19 protein-coding genes are annotated in these 24,677 nt (G+C 64.8%); 11 read left to right on the top strand and 8 right to left on the bottom strand.

Features of this window, described 5'->3' with window-relative positions; genetic code table 11:
* Window positions 1–60: 60 nt before the first annotated feature.
* The 7 genes from ilvN to truA all read left to right on the top strand — a co-directional run bounded on the left by ilvN (window position 61) and on the right by truA (window position 6,710).
* Entirely contained in the window at window positions 61–582 is a 522-nt protein-coding gene (gene ilvN / locus L6Q96_04675; GenBank protein ID MCK6553865.1) for an acetolactate synthase small subunit, read from the top strand.
* Entirely contained in the window at window positions 579–1,595 is a 1,017-nt protein-coding gene (gene ilvC / locus L6Q96_04670; protein ID MCK6553864.1) for a ketol-acid reductoisomerase, read from the top strand. Before ilvN ends, ilvC begins: the two co-directional genes overlap by 4 nt.
* The gene (locus L6Q96_04665) at window positions 1,553–2,254 is read left to right on the top strand and encodes a phosphatidylserine decarboxylase family protein (GenBank protein MCK6553863.1); all 702 of its coding nucleotides are present in this window, start codon (window positions 1,553–1,555) and stop codon (window positions 2,252–2,254) included. The genes ilvC and L6Q96_04665 overlap by 43 nt, the downstream gene beginning before the upstream one ends.
* Window positions 2,254–3,096, top strand: coding sequence for a CDP-diacylglycerol--serine O-phosphatidyltransferase (gene pssA / locus L6Q96_04660; protein MCK6553862.1), 843 nt, complete (start codon window positions 2,254–2,256; stop codon window positions 3,094–3,096). The genes L6Q96_04665 and pssA overlap by 1 nt, the downstream gene beginning before the upstream one ends.
* Before the next feature lie 222 nt (window positions 3,097–3,318).
* Window positions 3,319–4,872 carry a 2-isopropylmalate synthase gene (locus L6Q96_04655; GenBank protein MCK6553861.1) on the top strand — a complete coding sequence of 518 codons (1,554 nt, stop codon included), beginning with the start codon at window positions 3,319–3,321 and terminating at the stop codon, window positions 4,870–4,872.
* Between the two features lie 31 nt (window positions 4,873–4,903).
* Window positions 4,904–5,923 carry an aspartate-semialdehyde dehydrogenase gene (locus tag L6Q96_04650; protein MCK6553860.1) on the top strand — a complete coding sequence of 340 codons (1,020 nt, stop codon included), beginning with the start codon at window positions 4,904–4,906 and terminating at the stop codon, window positions 5,921–5,923.
* A gap of 37 nt (window positions 5,924–5,960) precedes the next feature.
* Window positions 5,961–6,710 carry a tRNA pseudouridine(38-40) synthase TruA gene (truA, locus tag L6Q96_04645; protein ID MCK6553859.1) on the top strand — a complete coding sequence of 250 codons (750 nt, stop codon included), beginning with the start codon at window positions 5,961–5,963 and terminating at the stop codon, window positions 6,708–6,710.
* A 38-nt stretch (window positions 6,711–6,748) separates the two neighbouring features.
* Here truA and L6Q96_04640 read toward each other — a convergent pair whose 3' ends face one another.
* The 4 genes from L6Q96_04640 to L6Q96_04625 form a co-directional block, all read right to left on the bottom strand.
* A complete protein-coding gene (locus L6Q96_04640; protein MCK6553858.1) occupies window positions 6,749–7,618 on the bottom strand; it encodes a hypothetical protein in 870 nt (289 codons plus the stop codon).
* Between the two features lie 147 nt (window positions 7,619–7,765).
* Window positions 7,766–9,463, bottom strand: coding sequence for a DNA repair protein RecN (gene recN, locus L6Q96_04635; GenBank protein MCK6553857.1), 1,698 nt, complete (start codon window positions 9,461–9,463; stop codon window positions 7,766–7,768).
* An 84-nt stretch (window positions 9,464–9,547) separates the two neighbouring features.
* Complete coding sequence (locus L6Q96_04630) at window positions 9,548–10,402, bottom strand: NAD(+)/NADH kinase (GenBank protein MCK6553856.1); 855 nt, start codon at window positions 10,400–10,402, stop codon at window positions 9,548–9,550.
* 91 nt (window positions 10,403–10,493) lie between these two features.
* On the bottom strand, window positions 10,494–10,976 hold the full coding sequence (locus L6Q96_04625) for a CarD family transcriptional regulator (GenBank protein ID MCK6553855.1): 483 nt from the start codon (window positions 10,974–10,976) through the stop codon (window positions 10,494–10,496).
* Window positions 10,977–11,270: 294 nt separating this feature from the next.
* On the opposite strand from L6Q96_04625, the gene L6Q96_04620 reads away from it, so the two are divergent.
* Window positions 11,271–13,679: an MMPL family transporter gene (locus L6Q96_04620; GenBank protein MCK6553854.1), complete on the top strand. Its 2,409-nt coding sequence runs from the start codon at window positions 11,271–11,273 to the stop codon at window positions 13,677–13,679.
* Between the two features lie 230 nt (window positions 13,680–13,909).
* On the opposite strand, the gene L6Q96_04615 is transcribed toward L6Q96_04620, so the two are convergent.
* The 3 genes from L6Q96_04615 to L6Q96_04605 are packed head-to-tail and all read right to left on the bottom strand — an operon-like array spanning window position 13,910 to window position 16,583.
* Window positions 13,910–15,166 (bottom strand): beta-ketoacyl-[acyl-carrier-protein] synthase family protein, encoded by a 1,257-nt coding sequence (locus L6Q96_04615; GenBank protein ID MCK6553853.1) that lies wholly within the window; start codon window positions 15,164–15,166, stop codon window positions 13,910–13,912.
* A 38-nt stretch (window positions 15,167–15,204) separates the two neighbouring features.
* The gene (locus L6Q96_04610; protein MCK6553852.1) at window positions 15,205–16,347 is read right to left on the bottom strand and encodes an acyl-CoA dehydrogenase family protein; all 1,143 of its coding nucleotides are present in this window, start codon (window positions 16,345–16,347) and stop codon (window positions 15,205–15,207) included.
* Window positions 16,344–16,583, bottom strand: coding sequence for an acyl carrier protein (locus L6Q96_04605; GenBank protein ID MCK6553851.1), 240 nt, complete (start codon window positions 16,581–16,583; stop codon window positions 16,344–16,346). Before L6Q96_04605 ends, L6Q96_04610 begins: the two co-directional genes overlap by 4 nt.
* Before the next feature lie 243 nt (window positions 16,584–16,826).
* Here L6Q96_04605 and L6Q96_04600 point away from each other — a divergent pair, with 243 nt between their 5' ends.
* Window positions 16,827–17,426, top strand: coding sequence for a GNAT family N-acetyltransferase (locus tag L6Q96_04600; GenBank protein MCK6553850.1), 600 nt, complete (start codon window positions 16,827–16,829; stop codon window positions 17,424–17,426).
* Window positions 17,427–17,431: 5 nt separating this feature from the next.
* Window positions 17,432–19,564, top strand: coding sequence for an ATP-binding protein (locus tag L6Q96_04595; GenBank protein ID MCK6553849.1), 2,133 nt, complete (start codon window positions 17,432–17,434; stop codon window positions 19,562–19,564).
* Window positions 19,565–19,688: 124 nt separating this feature from the next.
* Here L6Q96_04595 and L6Q96_04590 read toward each other — a convergent pair whose 3' ends face one another.
* On the bottom strand, window positions 19,689–23,108 hold the full coding sequence (locus L6Q96_04590) for an AAA family ATPase (protein ID MCK6553848.1): 3,420 nt from the start codon (window positions 23,106–23,108) through the stop codon (window positions 19,689–19,691).
* Between the two features lie 205 nt (window positions 23,109–23,313).
* On the opposite strand from L6Q96_04590, the gene ffh reads away from it, so the two are divergent.
* Window positions 23,314–24,645, top strand: a complete 1,332-nt coding sequence (gene ffh / locus L6Q96_04585; protein ID MCK6553847.1) for a signal recognition particle protein — start codon at window positions 23,314–23,316, stop codon at window positions 24,643–24,645.
* Window positions 24,646–24,677: the final 32 nt, after the last annotated feature.

Below are 24,677 nucleotides of genomic sequence, written 5' to 3'. Positions count from 1 at the left end.
GCATCGCCAATACCTCGGCGCTTCCTGACGGCACCGTCGCGGGTGCCGGAAAGGGATCCTATGCAACACACCATATCCGTGCTGGTGGAAAACGAATTCGGCGTCCTCGCGCGGGTTGCCGGTCTGTTCAGCGTTCGTGGCTTCAACATCGAGAGTCTCACGGTGGCCGAGACGCTCGATCCCACCGTTTCGCGCATCACGCTGGTAACGCGCGGGGACGATGCGGTGGTCGACCAGATCGAGAAGCAACTCAACAAGCTCATCGCCGTCATTACCGTATCGGACTATGCCGAGACCCAGCACGTCGAACGCGAAATGGCGCTGATCAAAGTTGCGGCCGAAGGCGCGGCACGGGCTGAACTCATGAACATCGTGGACATATTCCGTTCCAAGATCGTCGATGTCGGTCCGCGGTCGTTCATTATCGAGGTCACGGGTAGCGAAGAGAAGGTCAAGGCAATGATCGAGCTCTTGCGTCCGATCGGCATCAAGGAGATTGCCCGCACTGGCCGAGTCGCCATGCACCGGGGCACGCGCGTGCTGAACGCCCGCGAAGAGGCGGAGGCAGGACGTGCGGCATGACCGTATACGGTGACGCCGACGCGAATCTGCGACACCTCGGCGGCAAGAAAGTCGCGATCATCGGGTACGGCAGTCAGGGCCACGCTCACGCCAACAACCTCCACGACAGCGGCATCGATGTCGTGGTTGGGTTGCGCCGGGACGGACCGTCATGGGCGAAGGCGGCCGCCGCCGGACTGCACGTCATGGAAACGGCGGCTGCGGTGGCCGCCGCGGAAGTGATCATGATCGTGGTCCCCGACGAGCTGTGCGGGGAGATGTACGCCAGGGATATCGCTCCGGGCGCGCGGGACGGGAAGTACCTGGCTTTTGCGCACGGTTTCAACATCCACTTCGGACGCGTGGTGCCGCCACCCGGCGTTAACGTCTTCATGGTTTCGCCAAAGGGACCCGGGCACCTCGTGCGCAGCGAGTTTCAGAAGGGTCGGGGCGTGCCGTGCTTGCTGGCCATCCATCAGGACCCCACCGGCAACACCAGGGAGATCGGTCTCGCCTACGCCAAGGGCATCGGCGGTACGCGCGCGGCCGTCCTCGAAACCACGTTCAAAGAAGAAACCGAAACGGACCTTTTCGGCGAGCAAGCCGTTCTCTGCGGTGGCCTCACGGAACTGATGCGCGCCGGTTACGAGACCCTCATCGCTGCGGGCTACGCACCGGAGATGGCGTACTTCGAGTGCGTGCACGAAGTGAAGCTCATCGTCGACCTCATTTATGAGGGCGGCATCGCCAACATGCGTTACTCGATCAGCAACACGGCCGAGTACGGCGACATGACGCGCGGCCGGCGTGTGATCGGCGAAGAGACCCGTGCCGCAATGCGGGCCATTCTCGAAGAAATCCAGAGCGGCAGGTTCGCCGAGGAATGGATTACGGAGTACCGCTGCGGCATGCCTCACTTCCGCGAACTGCGCCGGGAGGCGGCCCGTCACCCGATCGAGGAGGTGGGCGCCCGGCTACGAGAGATGATGCCGTGGCTGACGAGCGACCGCCTCGTCGACAGGAGCAAGAGCTGACGGCAACGAATTCCGCGCGTGGCTGGCGTGTGCCCATTGCCCGCGACGGCCTGCACTCGATCGCCGCCGCCGCGCTGGCAACGGCGGTGTTGTACGTCCTCGGCTGGACGGTCGCCGCGTCCGTCGCAGCCGCCGCGACGGTGTTCGCCGTCAGTTTCTTTCGCGACCCGGAACGGAACTGCCCCGCGGATCCTCGCCTGATCCTCGCCCCGGCCGACGGGCGTATTATCAAGATGGGGACGGTCCGGGACGAGCGCTTTCTCCATACGGACGCGACTATCGTGAGCATCTTCATGTCGCCTCTGAACGTGCACGTGAATCGTGCCCCGGTTAGCGGCCGGGTTCTCGATGTGCACCACCATCCGGGAAAATACTTCCGTGCTTTTGCCGACAAGGCCTCGCTCGATAACGAACAAACGGCGGTATTGCTCGAAGACGATGCGGGCAGGAGGCTGTGCTGCGTACAGATCGCCGGGTTTGTCGCGCGGCGCATCGTCTGCCGACTGCGACCCGGAGACCGGGTCGAGCAAGGATCGCGTTACGGCATGATCAAGTTCGGCTCGCGCGCCGACGTTTATCTGCCCCGGGCGGCTCGCGTTCGTGTTGCGGTGGGTGACCGTGCCGTTGCCGGCGAAACGGTACTGGCGGAGTGGCCTTGATGGGTTTCGCATCCGCCGCCGCGCCGGTTCGTCCCGACGGACCGCGCCGCCCTCTGCATCGGGGTGTCTATTTGCTCCCGAATCTCCTCACCACAGGCGGGTTGTTCGCCGGGTTCTATTCGATCATCGCCAGTATGCGCGGCGACTTCCTGTCGGCGGCCATCGCCGTGCTGGTCGCCAACGTGTTCGATGTCCTCGACGGGCGGATCGCGCGGTTGACGCGCACCACCAGCCGATTCGGCATCGAATACGACTCGCTGTCGGACCTGGTGGCCTTCGGTGTCGCCCCGGGCATCCTGGTTTATCGCTGGGCGCTGGAGCCCCTTCGCACGTGGGGCTGGCTGGCGGCGTCTCTGTACGTTACGTGTGGGGCGCTGCGACTGGCGCGCTTCAACGTCCAGTACGACGTCGGCGAGAAGCGGCTTTTCACCGGGCTTCCGATCCCGGCGGCCGCCGAGGTCATCGCGTCGAGCGTCCTCGTTTACTACCGGTTCGGCGGCGACGGTCCGACCTACGCTAACCTCTTGCTGTTGTTTGTGACTTACGCCCTTGCCGGACTGATGGTCAGCGCGGTCAAGTTCTTCAGCTTCAAAGAGGGAGACCTTTACCGACGCCACCCTTTCTCGCTGCTGATCGCCGGCATCGTGCTCCTGATGCTGCTGATTGCCGAGCCGCAGATCATGTTGTTCGCCGTATTCTGGTGCTACGCAGCTTCCGGTCCGGTGCGCTGGGGATGGCTGCGGCTGCGGCGCCTGCGCGGGCGCCGGCTGAACCGCGGCCAGGGCGCCGACGGCCGCCCGCCACGCGAAACCATGCTTGACAACCCTCCAGCCGTCGATTAGGTGCAAAACATGTTCGCGTCGATCCAGAAGCTCGGGTTGCTCCTTGCGGAACTGTTGCTTCCGGGCCCGCCCGGAGCGTCTGGAGCGGCGTAGGCAAAACTGACGCTGCGAAACGACGCCACGGGCGGGAGCCCCGCCCGTGGCAGGTTTGTTTTAGAAGGGCCACGGGCAGCTCCCCCCGTGGCCCTTCGTGTTTGCAGCGCCGCAAACGGAGGGAGAGTCATGACCGCCGACCCGAACCAAGTCTGGATCTTCGATACCACTCTGCGCGACGGCGAGCAGTCGCCGGGCGCGACGATGAATGTCGAGGAAAAGATCGTTATTGCCCGCCAGCTCGAGAAGCTCGGTGTGGACGTCATCGAAGCGGGATTTGCCGTTTCGTCCCCCGGCGACTTCGATTCCGTCGCCAGAGTAGCCGAGGCGGTGGCGCGCCCCATTGTGCTCAGTCTGGCGCGCACCCGCGAAGCCGACATCACTCAGGCTCTGGAATCGGTGAAGAAAGCCAAACGGCCAGGCATCCACATCTTTATCGCCACCTCGGATCTGCACCTCGAACGTAAGCTTTCGATGAGTCGGCAGGAAGTAATCGACGCCGCCTGCTGGGCGGTCGAGTTCGCCCGCAAGCACATCGACTATGTCGAGTTTTCCGCCGAAGATGCCTCTCGATCGGACCCGGGATACCTGGTCAAGGTGTTCACCGCGGTCATCAAGGCGGGGGTTTCGACGATCAACGTCCCGGACACCACGGGCTATGCGGTGCCCGAGGAGTATGGCGCCCTCTTCCGTTACGTGATCGGCACTACCCCGGGGGGCGATCGGATACGCTGGAGCGCGCACTGCCACAACGACCTGGGCATGGCCGTAGCCAACTCGCTGGCTGCCGTCCGCAACGGCGCCCGCCAGATCGAGTGCACGATAAACGGCATCGGCGAACGAGCCGGCAACACCTCGCTCGAGGAAGTCGTGATGGCGGTCAAGACGCGCGACGACTTCTTCCATCTCCACACGGGCATCCAAACCGAGCAGATCTTCCCTGCCAGTAGGCTGCTGGCGCAAGTCACCGGCCTGACCGTCCCCGCCAACAAACCGATCGTCGGCGCCAATGCTTTCGCCCACGAGGCCGGAGTTCACCAGGACGGCGTGCTCAAGGACAAGCTCACCTACGAGATCATGCGGCCGGAGTCGGTGGGTATCAGCAGCAATACCCTTGTGCTCGGTAAACACTCGGGCCGCCACGCCTTCGCGATGCGACTCAAGGAACTTGGCATCGACCTGTACGACGTCGACATGAACAAGGCCTTCACCCGGTTCAAGGCGCTGGCCGACCTGAAGAAGAGCGTTTACGACGAAGACCTGCTCGCGATCGTCACCGAAGAGGCGGTCCGGGCACCCGACCGATACGAACTGCTGGAGCTGGACGTCACGGCATCTACCTCGGCGCTGCCGCGGGCCGCGGTACGCCTGCGCATCGACGGGCAGGAACGCTACGGCGAAGGCACCGGCGATGGCATGGTCGACGCCTGCTACAAGGTCATCGCCGACATCACCGGCGTACACCCCAGGCTCGAGCGCTACGCCGTTAAAGCCATAACCGGCGGCACCGACGCTCTCGGCGAGGTTTCGTGTCTCATCGACGCGGACGGCGTTACCGCCAACGGACAGGGCGCGCATACCGACATCATCCACGCCAGTGCCCTCGCGTTCGTCAATGCGCTCAACAAACTCGAACATCGACGGTCACGCTACCGTCAACACCAGGCCGACGTCGGCCCTTGAAGGCGTCCGTGCCGCTGGAACCGGAGATCGGGTGAAAGACCGCACATACTCGGTGGCCGTCGTTGGTGCGACGGGTCTGGTCGGCGCCGAAATCGTCGCCGTCCTCGAACAGCGTGGCTTCCCGCTCGGCGCGCTGCAGTTGTATGCTTCGGTGCAGACCGCCGGCGATACGGCGAGATGTGGCGATCTGACGGCACGGGTCGAGTTGCTGGAAGGTGCCCGCTTTGCCGGGACGGACCTCGTTTTTCTCGCTGCCGCCGAGGCCGTCAGTGCCGAATGGACCGCGCGGGCGGCCGCCGACGGAGCAGTCGTGATCGACCTCACCCAACTCCACGCCGGTGACCCGACCGTACCGCTGGTGGTGCCGGAAGTGAATGCCGCCGCCGTCGCCGACTACACCAACCGGCGAGTTCTGGCCACACCTGACCCCGCAGTCGTTGCGCTTGCCGTCGCACTCGCCCCGGTTCGCAACGCCGCGGGCCTGCGCGGATTGGTGGCCACGACCCTCGAGCCCGCTTCCACGATGGGGCGCGCGGGCGTAGAGGAGTTGCAGCGCGAAACCGTCGATCTGTTAAACGGACGCAGCCCGGGTCACGACGTCTTTCCGCAGCGGCTGGCCTTCAACGCGATACCTCTGGTCGGCGAGCCGCTGGCGGGAGGGTCGTCGAGCGAGGAAACGCGCGCCGTCGCGGGGTTGCGCAGATTGCTCGAAACCCCCGATCTTCCATCCAGCATTACCCGAGTACGTGTTCCCGTGTTCTTTGGCGTCGGCGTCGCCGCCACGATCGACACGGAACGTCCTTTGACGGCGGCCGAAGCGCAGGAGATACTGCGCACCGCGCCCGGGGTGGTGCTCGACAGTGGGACCGATGCCCGTGGCTACCTGACCCCTGCCGACACCGTGGGTAAGGATGCGGTCTGCGTCGGCAGAGTGCGAGTGGTCGACCCTCCGCCAAGGCTGGACCTCTGGCTGACGATCGACAATCTGCGCAAAGGCTCGGCGGTCAATGCCGTACAGATCGCCGAGGTATTGGTCCGCGAGCACCTCTGAGGGGCGGGGTCTGCCAGGTCCTGCCGCGATCCCTGATATGCCACGGTACAAGCTGACGGTGCAGTACGAGGGGACCGACTTCCGGGGGTGGCAGGTGCAGCCCGATGTGCGCACCGTGCAGGGTGTCATCGAGGAGGCCGTCGCACGCCTCAATGGCAGCTTGCGTCGTGTCGCGGCAGCCGGGCGTACGGATGCGGGAGTGCACGCAAGCGGCCAAGTGGTCGGCTTGACCCTCGATCGGTCCCTCTCTCCGAACAAGCTGTTGCGGGCGCTAAACGCCCTCACTCCCCCCGACGTCACCGTAACGACCGCCGCCCTCGTCGCCGACGGCTTCGATCCGCGCCGCGAAGCCTCGAGTCGAGTATACACCTATCGCGTCTGGAATACCGGCTATCAGTCGCCGTTCTGGCGGCGTTTCGCCTGGCACATACCGCGCGTGCTGGACGTCGCTGCCATGCGCGCGGCCTCGGCGGCGCTGCTTGGCGAGCACGACTTCAGCGCCTTCCGAGCCGCCGACTGTGATGCCGCCCACGCCCGCCGCATCGTTCTTGCCAGCGCCGTCGAGCGGCGCGGCGCCATGATCATGTACACCGTGGAGGCCAATGGTTTCCTCCGGTGTATGGTGCGCAACATCGTGGGCACGCTGGTCGAAATCGGGCTGGGCAGCCGGCCGGCGACGGCCATCGAGGAGCTACTCGCGCACGGCGACAGAACGGCCGCGGGAGCCGCCGCCCCGCCGCACGGTCTGGTGCTGGTTCGCGTCGCCTACGAGCCGTCCCGCACGTAGGCCCCTTCGGGGCAGCCGCCCGGCGGTTCGCTTCCCCTTTAGAACACTGCGGCCAGGCCAACACCGATGCCGTATGAGGGCGCATACTTGGTGTTGCCCACCATACCGCTGGGGCGGACGACAAGGAGGTCCGTTATGTTGATGTCCAGGCCCGGCATGAACACCGCATCCCAGATCGTTTGCCCCGATTGGAACACGCGCCCGCTCCACTCGCAGCGGATCCCCCATCTGTCGCTGGCCCGCAAGACGCCGGAAATGTCGTACGTGAACACATCCGGAGCGTCGGGAGTATAGAAGTAGTAACCGAGGTGCCCCATCAGGGCCCATGGCCCACGTTCCACCCGCGTGGACATGAACGGGTTTGCACCGAACGAACCGGACCCGGCGCCCTTGCTGGTGGGCCCGTTCGGCATCGTCATCTCGATGCCGCCGCCAAGACTGACCATCTCTTCGATCTCGTCCATATTGGCCGGAAGATCGACCAACTCCTTCAACGGCCGGCCGATCTTGGCATAGAGCAGGAAATCGCCGACATCGGCGGTGTTGTCGTAGGTGTTGGTCGGGCTGGTCTGCAAGCTCTGCCATACGCCGGTGATCTGGAAGCCCCCCTCGGCGCCGCGCATGAAGCCGTAAGTACCGAGCAGAGCAAGCGTGCCGCCGGTGAGGCTTTCCGCATTCTTCGGCAACGGGAACCCGGCCATGTTCAGCTTCGGATCACCCTGATTCCACACGATTAACCCTTTGGTCTCGATGCGGAACTTGCCCTGTTCGACCGTCGCGGTCTCCCTGGTGAAGTTCAGCCAGAGGCGGTCATTGTTGGAGACATCGGCCGCCGAGGCCGTCCCCGCCACGAGTACCCCCGCCACACCCAGACCGACTACCATCCACCGCTGCGCTACACCCTTCATCGCCCCTCCTTGCGCACGATCACCGGCTTACCCTGCGATCCACGATTCACGACCCTGCTTGCCCCCCTTATCATCATCGCGGCGGATGCTATGCCCGCGGCGACAAAAATGTCAAGACAAGAAACCCGTTTGCGGTGATCGTTGCGGTTAATCCTCCGTCGGGCGGGCCGCCGCCATGATGCGCCTGGCGTAGCGTTCGGCATCGACCCCCGTACTGGGTCCCAACATGCGCCCGATCTCGCGGACGCGCTCGTCGGCATCGAGTCCGCGCGCGGTCGTAAAGGTCCGGCCGCCGGCTACCCGTTTTTCGACTGCGAGATGGTGGTCCGCCAGAACCGCGATCTGGGGCAAGTGGGTTATGCAGAGAACCTGGCGTCCGCGGGCGATGCCCCGCAAGCGCTGTCCGACCTGCTCTGCGACGCCGCCGCCGATGCCGGCGTCGACCTCGTCGAAGATCAGGGTCGGCACCTCCCCGGCGCCGGCGGTAAGCGCTTTGAGCCCGAGCATGATGCGCGACAGTTCGCCTCCCGAGGCGATGCGTGCGAGCGGCGCCGGGTCTTCACCCGGGTTCGCCGACAGGAAGAACTCGATGACATCAATCCCGGTTGCCGTCAGATCCGCCGGGGTTGCGGTTTCGGCGCCGGCCCCCCTGGCACTGCGCGCGAACTCGATGCGGAACAGCGCCCCGTCCATACCCAACGCTGCGAGTTCCTTTCCCATGCACCGCTCGAGTCGCCCGGCCGCGGCGCGGCGAGCCGCCGAAAGCCGCTGCGCCAGGGCCAGTGCCCGCTCGGCGCCGATATCGACCTCCCGCTGCGCCGCGGCCGGGTCGGTGCCGCCGCCTTCGAGCACGACCAGCTCCGCCTCCAGTGCCGCCAGGCGCCCCGGTAGCGCATCGGCGGGAATCTCGTACTTGCGCTTCAAGCGTGCCAGCAGCGCCAGCCTATTTTCCACCTCGTCGAGCCGCTCCGGATCGACTCGAATGCGGTCGCCGGCCCGCCGCAACTGCAAGGCCACTTCCTCGATCTGGCTGGCTGCTTGCCGCGTCAGGTCAGCCCCTTCGCCAAACCCCGGATCGATGCGGGCAGCGTCGGCGAGCTGTCCCGCCAACCGCCCCAGTACACCGACCACGGCGCCGTCGCCGGCGTAAAGGATTTCATCACCCTCCTGACACAATCGCGCCAGCTTTTCGGCATGTCGCTGGCGCTCGCGTTCCTGCTGCAGAGCCGCCTCGAGACCGGCCTCCACGCGTGCCGCCCGCAATTCATCCACTTGAAAACGCAATAGCTCCGCACGTTGACGCGCCACCTCGCCGCAAGCCGTGAGGGCTTGCCAACGCTCCAACGCGTCGCGGTAATCGGCATAAGCCGCGGCCATTTCGGCACGGGTGTCGCCGAGCCCGGCAAACTGGTCGAGAAGCTCCAGATGGCTGTCGGGTCGCAAGAGGAGCGCCTGTTCGTGTTGGCCGTAGACGTGCACCAGGCGACTGCCGAGCTGAGACAGAAGAGCGGTGTTTGCCATCGCGCCGTTGATGTGGATGCGCCCCTTACCAGTGCGGCTGATGACGCGACGGACCAGCAACTCGTCGGCATCTTCAAACCCACCGTCGACCAGGACGCGTCGCACCGCGTCGTCGGCGTCGAACAGGCCCTCGATGAGCGCCTCCCGAGCCTCCGTGCGAATAACGTCGACGTTGCCGCGACCGCCGCACAGCAAGTCGATGGCGCGCGTGATCACGCTCTTGCCGGCACCGGTTTCTCCGGTGAGGACGTTCATTCCGGCGGCAAAGCCGATGTCGAGTTCGTCGATGACCGCGAAGTTCGCGATTCGCAGGTGGCGCAGCATGGCTCTATGCAATCGCCGGTAGTGTCAGCGACGCCGTCCCTTGCAGCATCTCCACGTCCGGATTCGGCGACCGACCCGCAACCGTCACCGCTCGCCCCAACGCAGCTTGCTGCGCAACACCCCAAAGTACGTCCGGCGCGCCGAGTGCACGAGCGGCACCCGCATCGCCCCCTTGCGCACTTCGACAACGTCGTTGCTCTGCAGTGCCAGCCCTTCCTGACCGTCGATAGTCAGAACGACATCCTCATCCGGCGAACGCACGGTAACACAGACTACCGCCGAGTCGGACAGAACTATCGGTCGATTGGTCAGTGTGTGGGGACAAATTGGAGACAGCACCATCACCCCCACCGATGGGTGAACTATCGGCCCCCCGGCGGAGAGGGAGTAAGCGGTCGAGCCGGTTGGCGTCGTCACGATCAGGCCGTCGGCCTTGTAGACGCAGACCTCCTCACCATCGACAGTGGTTTCCAGGTCAATTATGCGCGCCAGGGCGCCCTTCGTGATGACCGCCTCGTTCAACACCTGCCGACGGGCAAGCACCGCCGTACCGCGACGCAGGATGACATCGAGGGTCATGCGGCTGTCGATCTCGAACTTGCCGTCCAGGACGTTTTCGATGGTCGGAAAAAGCTCGTCGGTCGTCAGCGCGGTCAGGAAACCCAACCCACCAAGGTTTACACCGAGGATGGGTACGGGCCGCTGCTGCATAAGCCTGGTGACGCTGAGAAGCGTACCATCTCCCCCCAGCACGACGATCAGATCGGCGGCGGCAAGCATGTCCTCCTTGCTCGCCGGGGTGCCGTAGCCGATGCTCGCCGCACTGTCCGGCTCCACCAACACGGAAACGCCGCGGGCCGCCAGCCAGGCGCCGAGTTGCCGGGCCAGCTCTCTGGCCTGGTCTCTACCCCGCTTAACGACTACCCCGACGATCCGCACAGGAGGGAGGCTACCATAGGCCGGGCGCCACCCGGAAGGCACCGCTAACCCGACGCCGACGCGCAGTGTCGCCGGCCACGGGGATCGGGGGTTAGTGCGAAAAGATGTCCGTGAGCTCCTCCATGATCTTCTCTTCTGGATGAGCCCGGGCAATCGAGAGTTCCTTGACCAGCAGGTTACGCGCCGTGTCCAGCATCTTGCGTTCCCCGAAGGACAATTCCTTGTCGCTCTTGAGAACGCATAGATCACGCAAAACCGTAGCGATTTCGAGGACCGAACCAGTCTTGATCTTCTCCGTGTACTCCCGGTAGCGGCGATTCCAGGTCTGCTGATCGATCTGCACCCGGCGCTCGCGCAGGATCTTGTAGACCTTGGTGACCATCTCCTTGCCGATGATCCGCCGGAGCCCGACCGAATCGACGTTCTCCGTCGGGATCATGATGGTCATGTCATTCTCCAGGATCTTCAGCATGTAAAACGTCTTCTCGCTCCCGGAGATGGTACGGGTCTGTACACTGTGGATGACGCCGACTCCGTGAGCCGGGTAGACGACTTTCTCGCCGACCTTGAACACTAGGTTGTCCTCCCTGGCTCGCACAGGATGGAAGGCGGATTATCGCACTACGCAGCATTTACGTCAAATTAGTTTTACGCACTCGCCAAGCCGGCGGCATTCGCGAGACCGGGACGGAATTGCAGTTGATGGCGGGCGCGAATGTGATATCTGCGACCCCTGCCCGGCACGTGCCGGAGGCGGTCGCCGCCGCGCAATGTTCCCTCGGGAACCAGGGGAGCGCGGTGGGCGTGGTCGACGGGAAAGAGTAGACCGGCACCGAAAGAGGAATAGCGCCGAGGGAGGGCGGCGAACATGAGACGCTACATCGCTTTTGTTGTCAGGCATCCCGTCGCTGTGCTGACCGCGGTGTTGTTGGTCACGGCCTTCCTGGCCACCCAGATTCGCCATGTCCACCTCGAGATCCGCCGCCGCGCGGCGCTGCCTCAGCACCATCGGTTCGTGGAAATCCAGAATCGCATCGCGGATCTGTTCGGCGGCGAGGCGGTGGTGGTTATCGGTCTCATCGCTACCTCGGGCGATATCTACACACCGGCCATGCTCGGTAAGGTCCGGCGCATCACCCAACGCTTGCAGAAGACCCCCGGGATTATCGAAACCAGCCTGTTCAGCCTTGCCGGTCCGTACGTAAAGGCCGTGCTCCCGGGCGCGGACGATACGATGGAAGTGCGCCCCCTGCTTACCGAGGGTGCGATCGACTCCGCGAGCGTGGCCGACCTGCGCCGGAACGTCGACAGCGACAGGCTGTTCCACGGCAATCTGGTGTCGGAGGACGGCACTGCCACCGTCATTCTGGCCGAATTCGACGACCGCCTGACCGACATCGCCATTGCGGACCGCATCGAGGCGATCGTCGCTCCGGAGCGGGACGACACGGTTATCGTCGCACTCGCGGGGGCACCGATCCTCCGCTACTGGCTGACCCAGTACACCCGCATGATCGCCGTCCTGTTTCCGGTAGCGGTATTGGTGATCGGCCTGATCCATTACGAGGCCTTCCGCACCGTGCAGGCGATGCTCTTACCGCTGGTCACCGCGCTGCTCAGCGTGTTCTGGGCGCTCGGCATCATGGGCCTCTCGGGCGAGCCGATGGACACGTGGAGCGCCATCACGCCGGTGGTGATCCTCGCCGTGGCGGCCGGTCACGCGGTACAGATCCTCAAGCGCTTTTACGAGGAGTTCGCGCGCCTTGGCGACGTTCGCGAGGCGGTCGTGGCGTCGATCGTTGCGGTGGGTCCGGTCATGTTGACCGCGGGCCTGGTTGCGGTCGCCGGTTTCAGTTCTCTGCTCACCTTCGATGTCACCAGCGTGCGCGTCTTTGGACTGCTGCTCGCTTCGGGAATCGGCAGCGCGCTGCTTATCGAGATGACGTTCACGCCCGCCTGCCGCTGCCTCCTCCCGGCGCCGAAGCTGCGCGAGATGCAGCGCGAACGGGAGGGCCACTGGCTGGGTCGTGCCCTCGACGCGATTGCCGGCGTCGTGACGGCACGGCCGCGAGCCGTGCTCACGGTTGCGGCCCTGGTGACGATCGTTGCCGGCCTCGGCGCCCTGAGGCTTCATGTGGACAACAGCTTTCGCCTGTGGTTCTCGCCCGCAACGCAGGTGCGCAAGGACGATGCCCTCCTGAACGACAAACTGCAGGGGACAGCGTCGTTGCGTTTGCTGATCGAAGGCGCGCGAGACGGCGTGTTGACCGAGCCGGCGGTCCTTCATGCCCTCAGCGATCTCGAGGCGTTTCTGGAAGATGAGCCGGAAGTCGGCGGGGTAATGTCGATCGCCGGACACGTAAAGCGCATGCACAAGGCCATGAACCGGGGCGATGCCGCGGCTTACGCCATCCCGGACAACGCGCGGCTCATCAGTCAGTATCTTCTGCTCTACGATATGGCTGCGGGGCCTGACGGCTTGAGCGCCGTCGTCGACCCGGCACAGCGCAACGCCGTGGTCCGGGCGCTGAGTAAGACCGACAGTGCTGCCTTCTCGGCGGCGTTCATCGAGCGCGTACAGGGTTACGTGGACCGCCGCTTCGAGGGTCTTCCGGTCGAGGTGGGGGTCGCGGGGGGGACGCTCGGCGTGCAGACCGCCATGAACGAGGTCGTGATTCGGGAGAAGCTGGCCAACATGGTGCAGGTCGGGCTGATCATCTTCGTGCTCTCCACGGTGGCCCTGCGTTCGCCGATCGGCGGCCTGCTCGTCCTCACGCCGCTCTGTATCGCGACGATCGTCACGCTGGGAGCAATGGGGTGGTCGGGCACGTGGCTCGACATGACCACGGCGGCGTTCACGGCCATGGGGGTCAGCATCGGCGCCGACTTCGTCATCTACCTGCTGTTCCGCATTCGCGAGGAGTTGCGTGGCGGGACGGTCGATCTACCCGCGGCTATCGCGACCAGTTTGCAGACCTCGGGGAAGGCCATTTTCTTCGTCTCGTCCGCCGTGGTGCTGGGGTACCTGGTACTGCCGTTTTCCGGCTTCAGCCTCTGGATTCGACTCGGCGTGCTGACCGCCCTGATCATCGGCACCAGTGCGCTGGCGACCCTGGCGGTGATCCCGGCCCTAACGGTCGTCGGCCGGCCCCGGTTCTTGCTGACTGCCAATCCGCAGGAACCGCCGGCCGAGGAGCCGGAGCATCTCGCGGTTGGCGGCCTCCGCCGCGAGTTCACGGAAGCGCCACACGTTCAGGTCGACATCGTAGAAGCGTAAGGGGTCACAGCCGGCGCCGGCGAGCAGCCGCACCGTCCGCCGCCGGGAACACCGCGATCCGAGTACGTTCCACCTCAGCGCGGGCTGCGCCCGCAACCCATTGCGGAATTCGGATTGCGGAACTCATGAATCCGTCGTCCGCAATCCGAAATCCGCATTCCGGAATTCTTCGCACCATGCGACGAACTCGCGAACTAGTGCGTCAGAAGGGGTTGGACCGGAGGTTGGAGTCAGGCTGCGGCCGGGGCGGCGCCGTTAAGTGCCCCGAGCAACAGATAGCTGTTCAGCCCGCCGTATCCGTAACTGGTGACCAGGGCTTTCCGGACCGCGCAGCGGCGGGGCTCGCCGGGGACATAGTCGAGATCGCACGCCGCGTCGGGTGTCCTGAGGTTATGAGTGGGCGGTATTGTCTGATGACGAATAGCCAGCGCCGAGGCCGCCGTCTGAAAGGCGCCGGAAGCGCCGAACGGATGACCGATGACCCCCTTTATAGAAGAGATCGCGAGGCGGCCGGCGTGGTCTCCGAACGCGGCCTTTACCACGGTAGTCTCTTTGCGATCGAAAAGCGGCGACGAGTTGGCGTGGGAGCAAATATAATCGACCTCGTCGAGTTGCAGGCCGGCACGTTCGAGCAGGCGGCGAATCGCGCTGGCTCCCGCCTTTCCCGACTGGTCAACGCCAAACAGGCCGGCGCCGTCGCAGGAAGACGCCGCACCCAGAACGTCCGCATAAGGATCGATACCGCGCGCGGCCGCCCGTTCCGGGCTCTCGATCAGGACGAAGCAACTGCCCTCGCTGAGCACGATACCGGCGTGCTCGGCATCGAACGGGCGAGACGCCTGCTGCGGATCGTCATTGCGCGCCGACAGCTCCTGGGTTCTGCCCATCCCTGCCATAATCAGCGGCGCAATGGGGTTCTCGAACCCGCCCGCCACGCACACGTCCACTTCGCCGGTGCGCACGAGCATGGCGGCGTGACCGATGGCCTGCAGGCTGGAGACGCAGCCGCTCGAAAACGTGGCTTGCGGCCCTTGCGCCCCGAGCGCGCCGGCAACTTCGGCGCCGGCCGCATGATTGGGCGTACCGTTGGCGATGAACGGGTTAACGCGGCGGGCACCGCGTTCGAGCAGGATAGAATGCTGCTGTTCGGCCTCGAACCAACCCCCGAGCGACGTGCCGACGATGACGCCGACCCGGGTCGGGTCCTCCCAGTGCGTCGACAAACGCGCGTCCCGCAGGGCAAACTCGGCCGCCGCCAGTGCCATGCGGGTCACGTGGGTGGTGGTGCGAACCTTGCGCGGGTCAATCAGCTCTTCGTAGCTGCGGTCCGGGACTTCTGCTGCAATTTGGGATGCATAGCCGGTGGGATCGAAGCGGGTGATGCGGCGAACGCACGCGGGCCCCCTGAGGATAGAGTCCCAAAACCCTCGCACGTCGAACCCGGTCGGACCCACAAGCCCGATGCCGGTAATGACGGCCCGGTCCACGGTCCAAGCTTATTACACAGCACGGCGCTTATCACAAGTCACAATCGCAAATAACCCGCTATAATGTCTTTCATGAGCTCCGATACGCCACCGCCGAGGCTGAGGACCCGCATGTCCCTGTAAACTCGCGTGATCCAGTTATCGGATAGGAAGCCCGCGCCGCCCTGCATCTGCATGCAGTCCGTCACGAGGTCGTGCAGCATGTCGACCACGCGGAACTTTATCATACAGATCTCTTTCGCATCGACCTTGCCATCGCGGTAACGCTCGCACACCGAGTATACGAAGTGCCGCGCCATCTCGAGTTCGGTGGCATGTTCGACGATGCGATGGCGTACGGTCTGCAGGTTCGACAGTGGCGCCTCGTAGACGATGCGCCGCTGTAAGTGGCGGACCGTGTCATCGAGAATCAGTTGGCCGAGCGAGACCGAGCAGACGCCCGCCATCAGCCGCTCTTCCAGCAGGTTCTGCGTATGGTAGAAGAACCCGACGTTGAGTCTGCCGAGCGTGAGGCGCTTTGGAACGCGGCAGGCATCGTAGGCCAGCCATCCGGTCGGCGAGGTGTGCATGCCGAGTTTCCGGAGGCTTTCTTTGACGCGAAACCCGGGCGTGTCGGTGGGCACGATGATAAGCGTGAAACTCGTCGGCGAGACGGTCTCGCGGGTCTTCGCCAGCGTGATGACGAAGTCGGCGATCGGCCCGTTGGTAATGTAGAGCTTCTCGCCAGTCACCACCCAGTGATCGCCGTCGCTGACCGCCTCGCAACGGGTGCCGCGAAGGATATCCGAGCCCCCGTCCGGTTCGGTCGACGCCACCGCCCCAATTCGCGTGCCGGCAATCGCGGGGGCCAAGAACTCGCGTTTTTGCTCGTCGTTGGCCTGCCACGCCAGCAACGGCACGACAAGACTGTTCTGCAACACCACACTCAGGGACAGCCCGGGCATCTTGGACCGGGGCAATTCCTCAGCCAGCACAACATCGTACCCGAAGTCGAGTCCCTGACCTCCGTAGGCGGGATCCCTCGACATTCCGATGAACCCCTGACTGCCCATCTCCGCAAACACCGAGCGGGGCAGGGTCCACTGCGCCTCCCACTCGTCGGCATTGGGAGTCAGCCGGCCTTCTACATACGCGCGCAGTCGCTGCCGGAAGGCCTCATGGGCCTCCGAGAATAGGGTCATGACTGAGGAGAGGTCAGCCGGTCGTACAGGTAGTCGACGATCCTTCCGAACTGGTTCAACTCCACGACCTGAATAGGATCGATTTGGATCTCGTACTCATCTTCCAGCGCCGCTTGAAGCTCCAGAAACGCCAGCGAAGACATCTGCAGTTGGTCATCGACGCCCGCCGCGTCGGTAATGGATTCCGCAGGAATCCCCCCTATCTCCCCAAGCAGTTGGGCCAGACGGTCGCGCACCACGGCTCTACTTATCACCCTCATGCACACCTCTGGTCTCATATGTGGCTGGCTGGACACTTCGGACAGGAGGGAGCTTTCCAGAATATCCGGTTAAGATCGCACTTGACTACCTAGACAATCGCAGGGGAACATACGAAAAGTGGGAGACAAATCAAGCGGCTTTTCACAGATTGCTAAGCCACACTCGCGTCGGGCTTCCACGCGCCCTGCCGGCGCGACGCCACACCGAGGCATACGCCCATGGACCCCGCCAAGCTGTTGCACGGTTTGAGTTTCAGCGTTGCTGGTGCGACTGAGACCTCGGAGGTGCTGGCGCTCCGCCGCACCGTATACACCGCCGCCCTGAACAACGAGGGTGTGGACTCCTTCGATACGACCGCCGACCATCTGATGGCTCGCGGGCCGGACGGCACGATCGTAGCGGCATTCCGCCTGCTCGGTCCCGAACAGCGGCCGTTCCCGATCGAGGGGTTTGTCGACATAGACAAATTGCTGCTCGGAGCACGGACACCAGCCTACTTGGACCGCTTCGTAATCCGGGAAGACCAGCGCACCATCAGCAGCCGGCAGTTCATTCCGCTAGGCATGCTGAAGCTCGCCATCTTGCGAGCCCGTCAGAGGGCGATCACCGACTTCCTGATCCTGTCCTTGCCGCACCTTCGGAGTTTATACCGCTCGGCGTTCTTCCGCCCATTCGCGGAAGCCTTCAAACATCCGGTCTGGGGTGAAGTATACCCGATGCACCTCGACATCTTGGCGATCGAGCGCGTCCATTCCGAAAGGCACCCGACCCTGGTGCGGTTCCTGTTCGAAACGAGTTCAGCCGGCTTTCCCGGTTAGTTCCCATGATCCGCGCGCTGCCGGGTCTCACCCCACTCTTAGCCGCCGTTGCGAACCTAGTGCTCGCCGCCGTCGTGGCGCGACGGGCACAGCGCGACAGCCTGCGAACCGCCTTCGTAGTACTCGCCATTCTTCTCGTTTTCTGGAACCTGAACTTCTTCATCCTCCAATCCGTGGAGAACTACAATCTTGCATTTTCACTCAGCCGCATCTGCCGCACGGCGGTTATGTTCCTTCCCCCGGCGATTCTGCACCTCATGCTGGCGGTCCGGGGCCCGCTGCGACCCGGTTGGCGACGAGCCCTGCAGATAGACTATGCCTTTTCCTCGTTTCTCGCGATCCTCAACGCCGGCGACCTGTTAGTCTCGGGTCTTCGCCAGGAGCCCATGGGATGGGTATCGGAACCAACCCGTCTGCTCGGCCTCTTTACCCTCTCCACCTTGATTAACTTCGCGGTTGCCGTCGCCGCGGCTGCCGCCGGATACCGCGACACGTCCGATCTGAGGACCCGTGTCCGCATTAGGTTCTGGATAGGGGGCGCGATTGTTGCCGTTCCGCTCGCACTCACCAACCTCCTGAGGAACTACGGGGTCCCGGTATACCCCCTCGGTCCACTTGGCACGGCGGCTCTGGCCGCGGTGATCGCCTACGCGATCATACGTCACCGACTAATCGACATCGACATCGTTGTTACCAAGGGGGTTGCCTATGCAGGGGTGGCAGTGGTGCTTATCGCCCCCGCCTTCGTCCTGGCACTCTGGCTTCAACGAGCCTCCTTCGGCCAGGTGCACACGGATTTCTCCTTCGCCATATTGCTCATGCTGATAACTGTCGGCGTACTGTTTCCGGCGCTCAGAATGCGCGCCGAAACGCGGCTGGAACAATCTCTCTTCCGCACCAAGTACGAGGACCGCAACGTCCTGATGGCGTTCTCCGGCTCCCTGGTCCGCATCCTCGACCGCGACCGGCTCGTGCGGGACCTCGCCGCTACCCTGCGCGAAACCCTGCGGCTCGATCGCGTCGCCGTTGCCCTCAGCAATCCCTCCGGCCGCGTCTTTACCGTCAGCCACGCGCTGGGCGTTCCGCCCGCCGACGATCATTTCGCCGACAGCGACGGCTTCCTGACCGCACTCCACCGCCGCCGTCAGGCCGCCCTGCGCGAGGAGATCGAGGCCACCGCAACCGGGGACGAGCGTCCGCGCGTCCACGAAGTGTGCACGCGCAACGGCTGGCAGGCATGCATTCCCCTCCAGGGCGGCGGCGACCTGATCGGCTTCGTGGCCCTCGGGGCCAAACGCACCCGCGACGCGTTCTTCTCCGGCGAACTCCAGATCCTCGATGGCCTCGGCGCCCAGGCATCCATCGCCCTCGAAAACGCCCGCCTCTACGAAGAGCTCAAACGCTCGCAGGAAATCATTCGCCGCTCCGACCGCCTCTCCGCACTCGGCACCCTCGCCGCCGGCATCGCCCACGAAATCCGCAATCCCCTGGTGTCGATCCAGACCTTCTTCCAACTTGCCCCCGAAAGGTTGCACGACGAGGAGTTCCTTACGACCTTCCTTTCGCTCACCTCCGGCGAGGTCAAACGTATCACCACTCTCATCTCGGAGCTCCTCACCTTCGCCCGCTCCCCCACCCCCACCGTGGGCCCCATCGATCTCAACGAGGTCGCCGACCGCGTCGTGGCCCTGCTCGCCCCCGAGGCCCGCAAGCACAAGGTGGCCCTAGACTACGTGCCCGACCCCAGCCTGCGCCCCGTGCTCGCCGACGCCGACCAGATCAAACAGGTGCTGATCAATCTCGTGCTCAACGCCATCCAGGCGACCCCCCCCGACGGCAACGTTACGGTGCTCTGCCGCCCCACCGAGCATCACGGCGAGCCCTGCGGTCAGATCGAAGTACGCGATACCGGCGCCGGCATCCCCGCCGACCTCCTGGAGAACGTCTTCAACCCCTTCTTCACCACCAAGGACAAGGGTACCGGCCTCGGGTTGACCATCGCCAATCAGATCGTCACCGAACACGGCGGTTTCATCGCCGTCGAAAGCAGCGAGGGCGCCGGCACCCGCTTCCTCGTCTCCCTGCCCACCAGCGACCACAACGCCACCCAACCGGCCGCCGCTGCCGCCGAGGGGTAACCGAAGCCGCCCCGGACGACGCCGCTGCTTTTTTCCCCGCCGCTCCCGGCGAGGCTGCAGGTGTCTCCGGCAGGAACCAACTCCCGCACAGCGAGGCGGCACGAAAGCGGGCAGCGACGGGAGGTCAGAATCGCCACCGAACCGGACGTTCCGGTTCGTAGCTGCAAAAGGTGCCCGTCTTGACGCTGTTGGCAAGGTGGCGCCAGAGGTCGGTATCGTGCCGGGCAATGCGCGCCAGGGCGTTGGCGATGTTGTTGCGCACACTGATACGCGCGCGCTCGGTTGCGGAACCGGCGCCCGCCCCTTCGCCTTCGATCCCGCCGCCGGTTGCGAGTTGGCGCGAGAGGTGTCGGATCTCCTCGCGAGCGGCGCTCATGCGCCCGAGGTCGCAGTTGGCCTCCGCCTCCGCCAACCGGTCCCGCAGATCGCGTAGCCGCTCGCGATACGCCCGGCGGGCATCGAGGTCGACGATCGGCCCCATACCCCCGCCACCGATCGTCAGACCCGCGGCCACGGCCGCCCCGCGCGCTCCCACGCCACCAGCCGCCGGCGTCCCGGAATCCGCCCCGACCAGCTCGAGCACGTGCACCTCCCGCCCCGGATATTGCACCAACCAGGCAAGATAGCGCAGGCCCCGCGTATCGCGGAGCCGAAAGCTACGATCGGCGCCACCGAGCACCCAACCATCGCCGTCGCGGCTGAAGTACCGCTCGACGCTCTCTCGCGGAACCGATCCGTTAGAGGCTGCCCCAAAGCCCTTGACCCGTCGCGTTGCGGGCATCGATGCCTGAGTCGGAGTATCAAGCGTAAGCCCGAACCGCTCCAAACGCCGCAACAACGGACGCATCCTGAGGCGCCGCGCCAGCTCTCGCGCACCGTCGACGAGAACCACCACCTCCGGAGCGGTCAAGGAATAGCCGGCTTGCACCAGACTCGCGGCCCATTCGTATTTGATGCGAGCGACCATTGGCACAGCCTTCATGCGCTGCGCCGTATCGAGCGCCGACGCAAAATGCTCCTGCGCAACTTCGTGTCGGCCACTGACCGCTGCAAGCAGGGCGAGGTAACGCGCGACGGGTCCGAGATAAGCAGCCACTCCAATCGAAAGGACCTGCCCGTCATATTGATGGATCGCGTCGTAAAGATCGGGCGCCAAGCCCGCATGGCCGACCCTGGCGACAGCTTCGGCAAGCAGGCCGCAGGAAAGCAGCCAATAAAAGTTGTTCGAGATCTCGTCGACGGACAGTCTCTGGAGCATCCGCTGGACCCGGTCCAGCCGATCCGTCTCCGCTTCTACGAACAAGAGCGCCATTTCCCAGACGCACATCTCCGGGTACAGCCGCGCCAGTGTCCGCACCCTCTGAACAATGCCTCGAAGACCTCCGACATCGCGGAGAATGCCCATCATGTGCGCTACGTAGTAGAATTCCGCGAGCGCAATATTGCCGCCACACCCGATAGCGAGCGCCTCACTTGCTCGCCTTTGCGCGTCCGCGAACCGGCCCTCCACCACTGCCAGTGTGGCTTGCATCGCGGTGACCTGCCAGGAATGACGGGGCTGGCGTAATTCGTCCGCCAATGCGGCGCAACGATCGGCATTGCTGGCCGCTGCTTCCATATCTCCTTCCCGCAACACGAGGGTGAACCGCAGTAGCTGTGCCAGAGCCTCGACCTCTCCGTGACCTCTATCCGCCGCATATCCGCTTATCAGGTCCATCCACTGCACGACGTTAAGAGAGCGGTCCGGAAGCCATAGTACGTCATGCGCCGCAAAGACCGCCGCCGTATGACCCTCGAAGTCGTCGATGCGCGCTGCCATGTCGAGCGCGGTGCGCGCCAACGCCGCCCGCCTTTCCTGCGATGGCGCCAGCGATAAGGCACTCACCATGCGGGCCAATAAACGCACGTGCGAGGGGCTCTCGATTCCGGCCATACGCGCGAGCGCCCACTCGAGAACCGAGATAACCTCCGGATCGGGCTGACCCAGAATTGGGGGACCGGCATAGGCCAGCGCCGCCCGGGCACACAGCTCCGGGTCGCCAACCTTGCGGGCAATCTCCAGCAGCAGTTGCGCCGTTTCTCGCGCGGTCTGCGGCTGACTGGCGTTGCGCTGGGCGTCGGCAAGCGCGGACAGAACCTCGAAGCGCACCGAATCGTCGTCCGGGGCGATCTCGAGCGCACGCGTGAAGTGCTCCGCCGCCTCCTCGAACGCCAGAAGACGCCGCGCATGCTTGCCGGCCCGCAGCAGGTACGCGAACGCCTCGCGCCGATCCTCCAACCCGCCCGCGGCACCGAAGTGATGCGCGATCGCGGCCAGATGCTGTCCGTCCCGGTCCCCGTATCGCGCCGCCAGCGTGACCGCGAGACCGCGATGGAACGTCATCCGGGAAGCGGGCGCCACCCCCGCGTAAACGCAGTCGAGTATCAACGCGTGCGCGAAGCGGAAACGATCGGCCGCCTCCTGCACCGGCATCACCATCCCCAGCCGTGCGGCGCGATCGAGCGCCGCAAACACCGCGCCCGTTTCCAGCCGCGTCACCGCCGCCACCGACGAAACCTCGAAATCGCGACCGGCAACCGAGGCCGCCTCCAACACCTTCCGCGATTCCGCGGACAACTCGGCAAGACGCGAACCGATGACGTCACGCAACGTGGGCGGTACGCGGGCGACAACCTCCCGCCAATCGTCCGCATCGGCGTGTCGGCGGTCGACCAGCGCCCGTGTCAGCTCGGTGACCAGCAGAGCATTGCCGTCGGTGCGCGCGCGTAACTCCTCGACAAGGCCGGCCGGCGGCTCGATTCCAAGCGCTTCCCCGACCACGGTACCGACGTCCGTCGCGTCGAGTCCGCTCAGATGCAAGCGCTTGCACTGCGGAGCTCGAAGCATCGCCGTCAGGGCACGCTGGAACTTCTCCGCCACCACCACCTCGGTATCCCGGTAGCAGGCGACCAGCAGCAATCCCGGAAACGACAGGTGCGCGGCCACAAACCGCAGGAGTTCCAGCGACGGCGCATCGGCCGCGTGCAGATCGTCCACCCAGAGCGCCATTGGCCTCTGCGCGCCGGCGGCTTTGAGCAGCGACAGTACCGTTTCGAACATCCGGAAACGGGCCTGCTCCGCGTCCAGCGCCGGCGGAGTCGGCGGAGCCTTCACATGCCCCTCGATCTCCGGCAGCAGCAGTACCAGATCGCCGGCCGCAACCCCCACGTTCGCCAGCACCCTGGCCGCACCCGGAGCGTCGACGATGCCCCGCAGGAGCTGCACCCAGGGCCAGAAAGCCGGGGCACCGCCCCCCTCCCAGCACCGGCTGCGCAACACCCGAACCCCGCCTTGCTGCACCAGCGCCAGCGCCTCGGTCACCAGCCGCGTCTTACCGATGCCGGGCTCGCCGGCAACCAGGACGATACGGCTCTCGCCCCCCTGCACCGCCAGCCGCGCCGCCTCCAAAACGCCCAGCTCGTGCGCCCGGCCGACGAAAGCCGGTGTCCATACGTCGAGAGTCGGGTCCGGCGTGGAGGCTCTGGCTGGAAACGCTGGGCGCATATCGAGGCGTGCGACGACCGCAGGAAGCTGCGTTCCCCCACATGTGACCAAGGCGTACCGCAAGTTTCAAGAACCAATCGGACGACAGAACCAATCGGACGACCCGCGAACAACGGCCCCACGCCCATTGACATCCGGTAGCCCGTTGAGTAGCGGTTTCAGTTTCGCGGCACCCCCAACCCAATCGACTCCACCCCGGTCAACTATGTTCGACGCGCTCAGCGAAAGATTCGACCTGACCATCCGCAAACTGCGCGGCCTCGGGAAGATCACCGAGCGCAACATCGAGGATGCCGTCCGCGACGTCCGCCTCGCGCTGCTCGAAGCCGACGTCAACTTCCAGGTCGTCAAGGACTTCACCGACCGCGTCCGCACCCAGGCGATCGGCGAAGAAGTCCGCGCCAGCCTGACCCCCACCCAACAGTTCGTCAAGATCGTCCGCAACGAGCTTACCGCCGTCATGGGCGGCAGCGTGACCCCGCTCGACCTCTCCGCCTCCCCTCCGGTGGCGATCATGGTCGTCGGCCTCAACGGCTCGGGGAAGACCACCAGCGTAGGTAAACTCGCTCGCTACCTGAAAGCCGACCTCGGCCGCCGCCCGTATCTCGTACCGGCCGACGTCTACCGGCCCGCCGCCATCGAACAGTTGAACGTCCTCGCCCGGCAGATCGACTGCCCGATCCATCCCGCTCACGCCGGCGACGATCCCGTCGAGCTCGGCCGCACCGGCGTCGCCTTCGCCGGCAATCACGGCCACGACGTCGTACTCATCGATACCGCCGGCCGCCTGCAGATCGACGAGCCGCTCATGCAGGAGCTCGAACGACTCAAGGCCGCCATTACGCCTCATCACATCCTGCTCGTCGTCGACGCCATGACCGGACAGGATGCCGTCAATGTCGCCCGCGGCTTCAACGACCGATTGCATCTGAGCGGCGTCTTGCTGACCAAATTCGACGGCGACGCGCGCGGCGGCGCCGTGCTCTCGGTGCGCGCCGTCACCGGCGCCCCCGTGCTCTTCGTCGGCACCGGCGAAAAACTCGACGCCCTCGAACCCTTCTACCCGGACCGCATGGCGTCGCGTATCCTCGGCATGGGCGACATGCTCTCGCTCATCGAAAAGGCCGAGCGCGCCTACGACGAAAAACAAGCGCTCGCCCTCGAACGCAAACTCCGCCGCAACGAATTCACCCTGGAAGACTTCCGCGAACAGCTCCAGGTCGTCCGCAAGATGGGATCCATGGGCGATCTCCTCGGCATGATCCCGGGCATGAAGAAAGTCACCCGGGGTATGGACATGAGCCACGCCGAAAGCGAAATTAAACGCGTCGAGGCCATCATCGGCTCGATGACCAAGGAAGAGCGCCGTAATCACCTCATTATCAACGGCAGCCGCCGCCGCCGCATTGCGGAAGGTAGCGGCGTCTCGGTATCTGACGTCAACCGCCTGCTGAAACAGTTCCAGCAGACCAAGAAGGTCATGAAACAGATGGGGAAGCTCATGGGCCGCGGTGTGCCCCCGGGCCTCCCCACCTAGATTGCTCACCCCACTCGAAAGGATTACAGTCC

The organism is Candidatus Binatia bacterium (assembly GCA_023150935.1).
GTDB lineage: Bacteria > Desulfobacterota > Binatia > HRBIN30 > HRBIN30 > JAKLJW01.
This window is presented reverse-complemented; position numbering and strand designations above follow the sequence as displayed.

Excerpts from the sequence above, each read along its gene's own strand:
- ilvC (MCK6553864.1), top strand. The coding sequence starts at position 579 with ATGACCGTATACGGTGACGCCGACGCGAATCTGCGACACCTCGGCGGC.
- L6Q96_04600 (MCK6553850.1), top strand. The coding sequence starts at position 16,827 with ATGGACCCCGCCAAGCTGTTGCACGGTTTGAGTTTCAGCGTTGCTGGT.
- pssA (MCK6553862.1), top strand. The coding sequence starts at position 2,254 with ATGGGTTTCGCATCCGCCGCCGCGCCGGTTCGTCCCGACGGACCGCGC.
- L6Q96_04655 (MCK6553861.1), top strand. The coding sequence starts at position 3,319 with ATGACCGCCGACCCGAACCAAGTCTGGATCTTCGATACCACTCTGCGC.
- ffh (MCK6553847.1), top strand. The coding sequence starts at position 23,314 with ATGTTCGACGCGCTCAGCGAAAGATTCGACCTGACCATCCGCAAACTG.
- truA (MCK6553859.1), top strand. The coding sequence starts at position 5,961 with ATGCCACGGTACAAGCTGACGGTGCAGTACGAGGGGACCGACTTCCGG.
- recN (MCK6553857.1), bottom strand. The coding sequence starts at position 9,463 with ATGCTGCGCCACCTGCGAATCGCGAACTTCGCGGTCATCGACGAACTC.
- ilvN (MCK6553865.1), top strand. The coding sequence starts at position 61 with ATGCAACACACCATATCCGTGCTGGTGGAAAACGAATTCGGCGTCCTC.
- L6Q96_04640 (MCK6553858.1), bottom strand. The coding sequence starts at position 7,618 with ATGAAGGGTGTAGCGCAGCGGTGGATGGTAGTCGGTCTGGGTGTGGCG.
- L6Q96_04620 (MCK6553854.1), top strand. The coding sequence starts at position 11,271 with ATGAGACGCTACATCGCTTTTGTTGTCAGGCATCCCGTCGCTGTGCTG.
- L6Q96_04595 (MCK6553849.1), top strand. The coding sequence starts at position 17,432 with ATGATCCGCGCGCTGCCGGGTCTCACCCCACTCTTAGCCGCCGTTGCG.
- L6Q96_04610 (MCK6553852.1), bottom strand. The coding sequence starts at position 16,347 with ATGACCCTATTCTCGGAGGCCCATGAGGCCTTCCGGCAGCGACTGCGC.
- L6Q96_04590 (MCK6553848.1), bottom strand. The coding sequence starts at position 23,108 with ATGCGCCCAGCGTTTCCAGCCAGAGCCTCCACGCCGGACCCGACTCTC.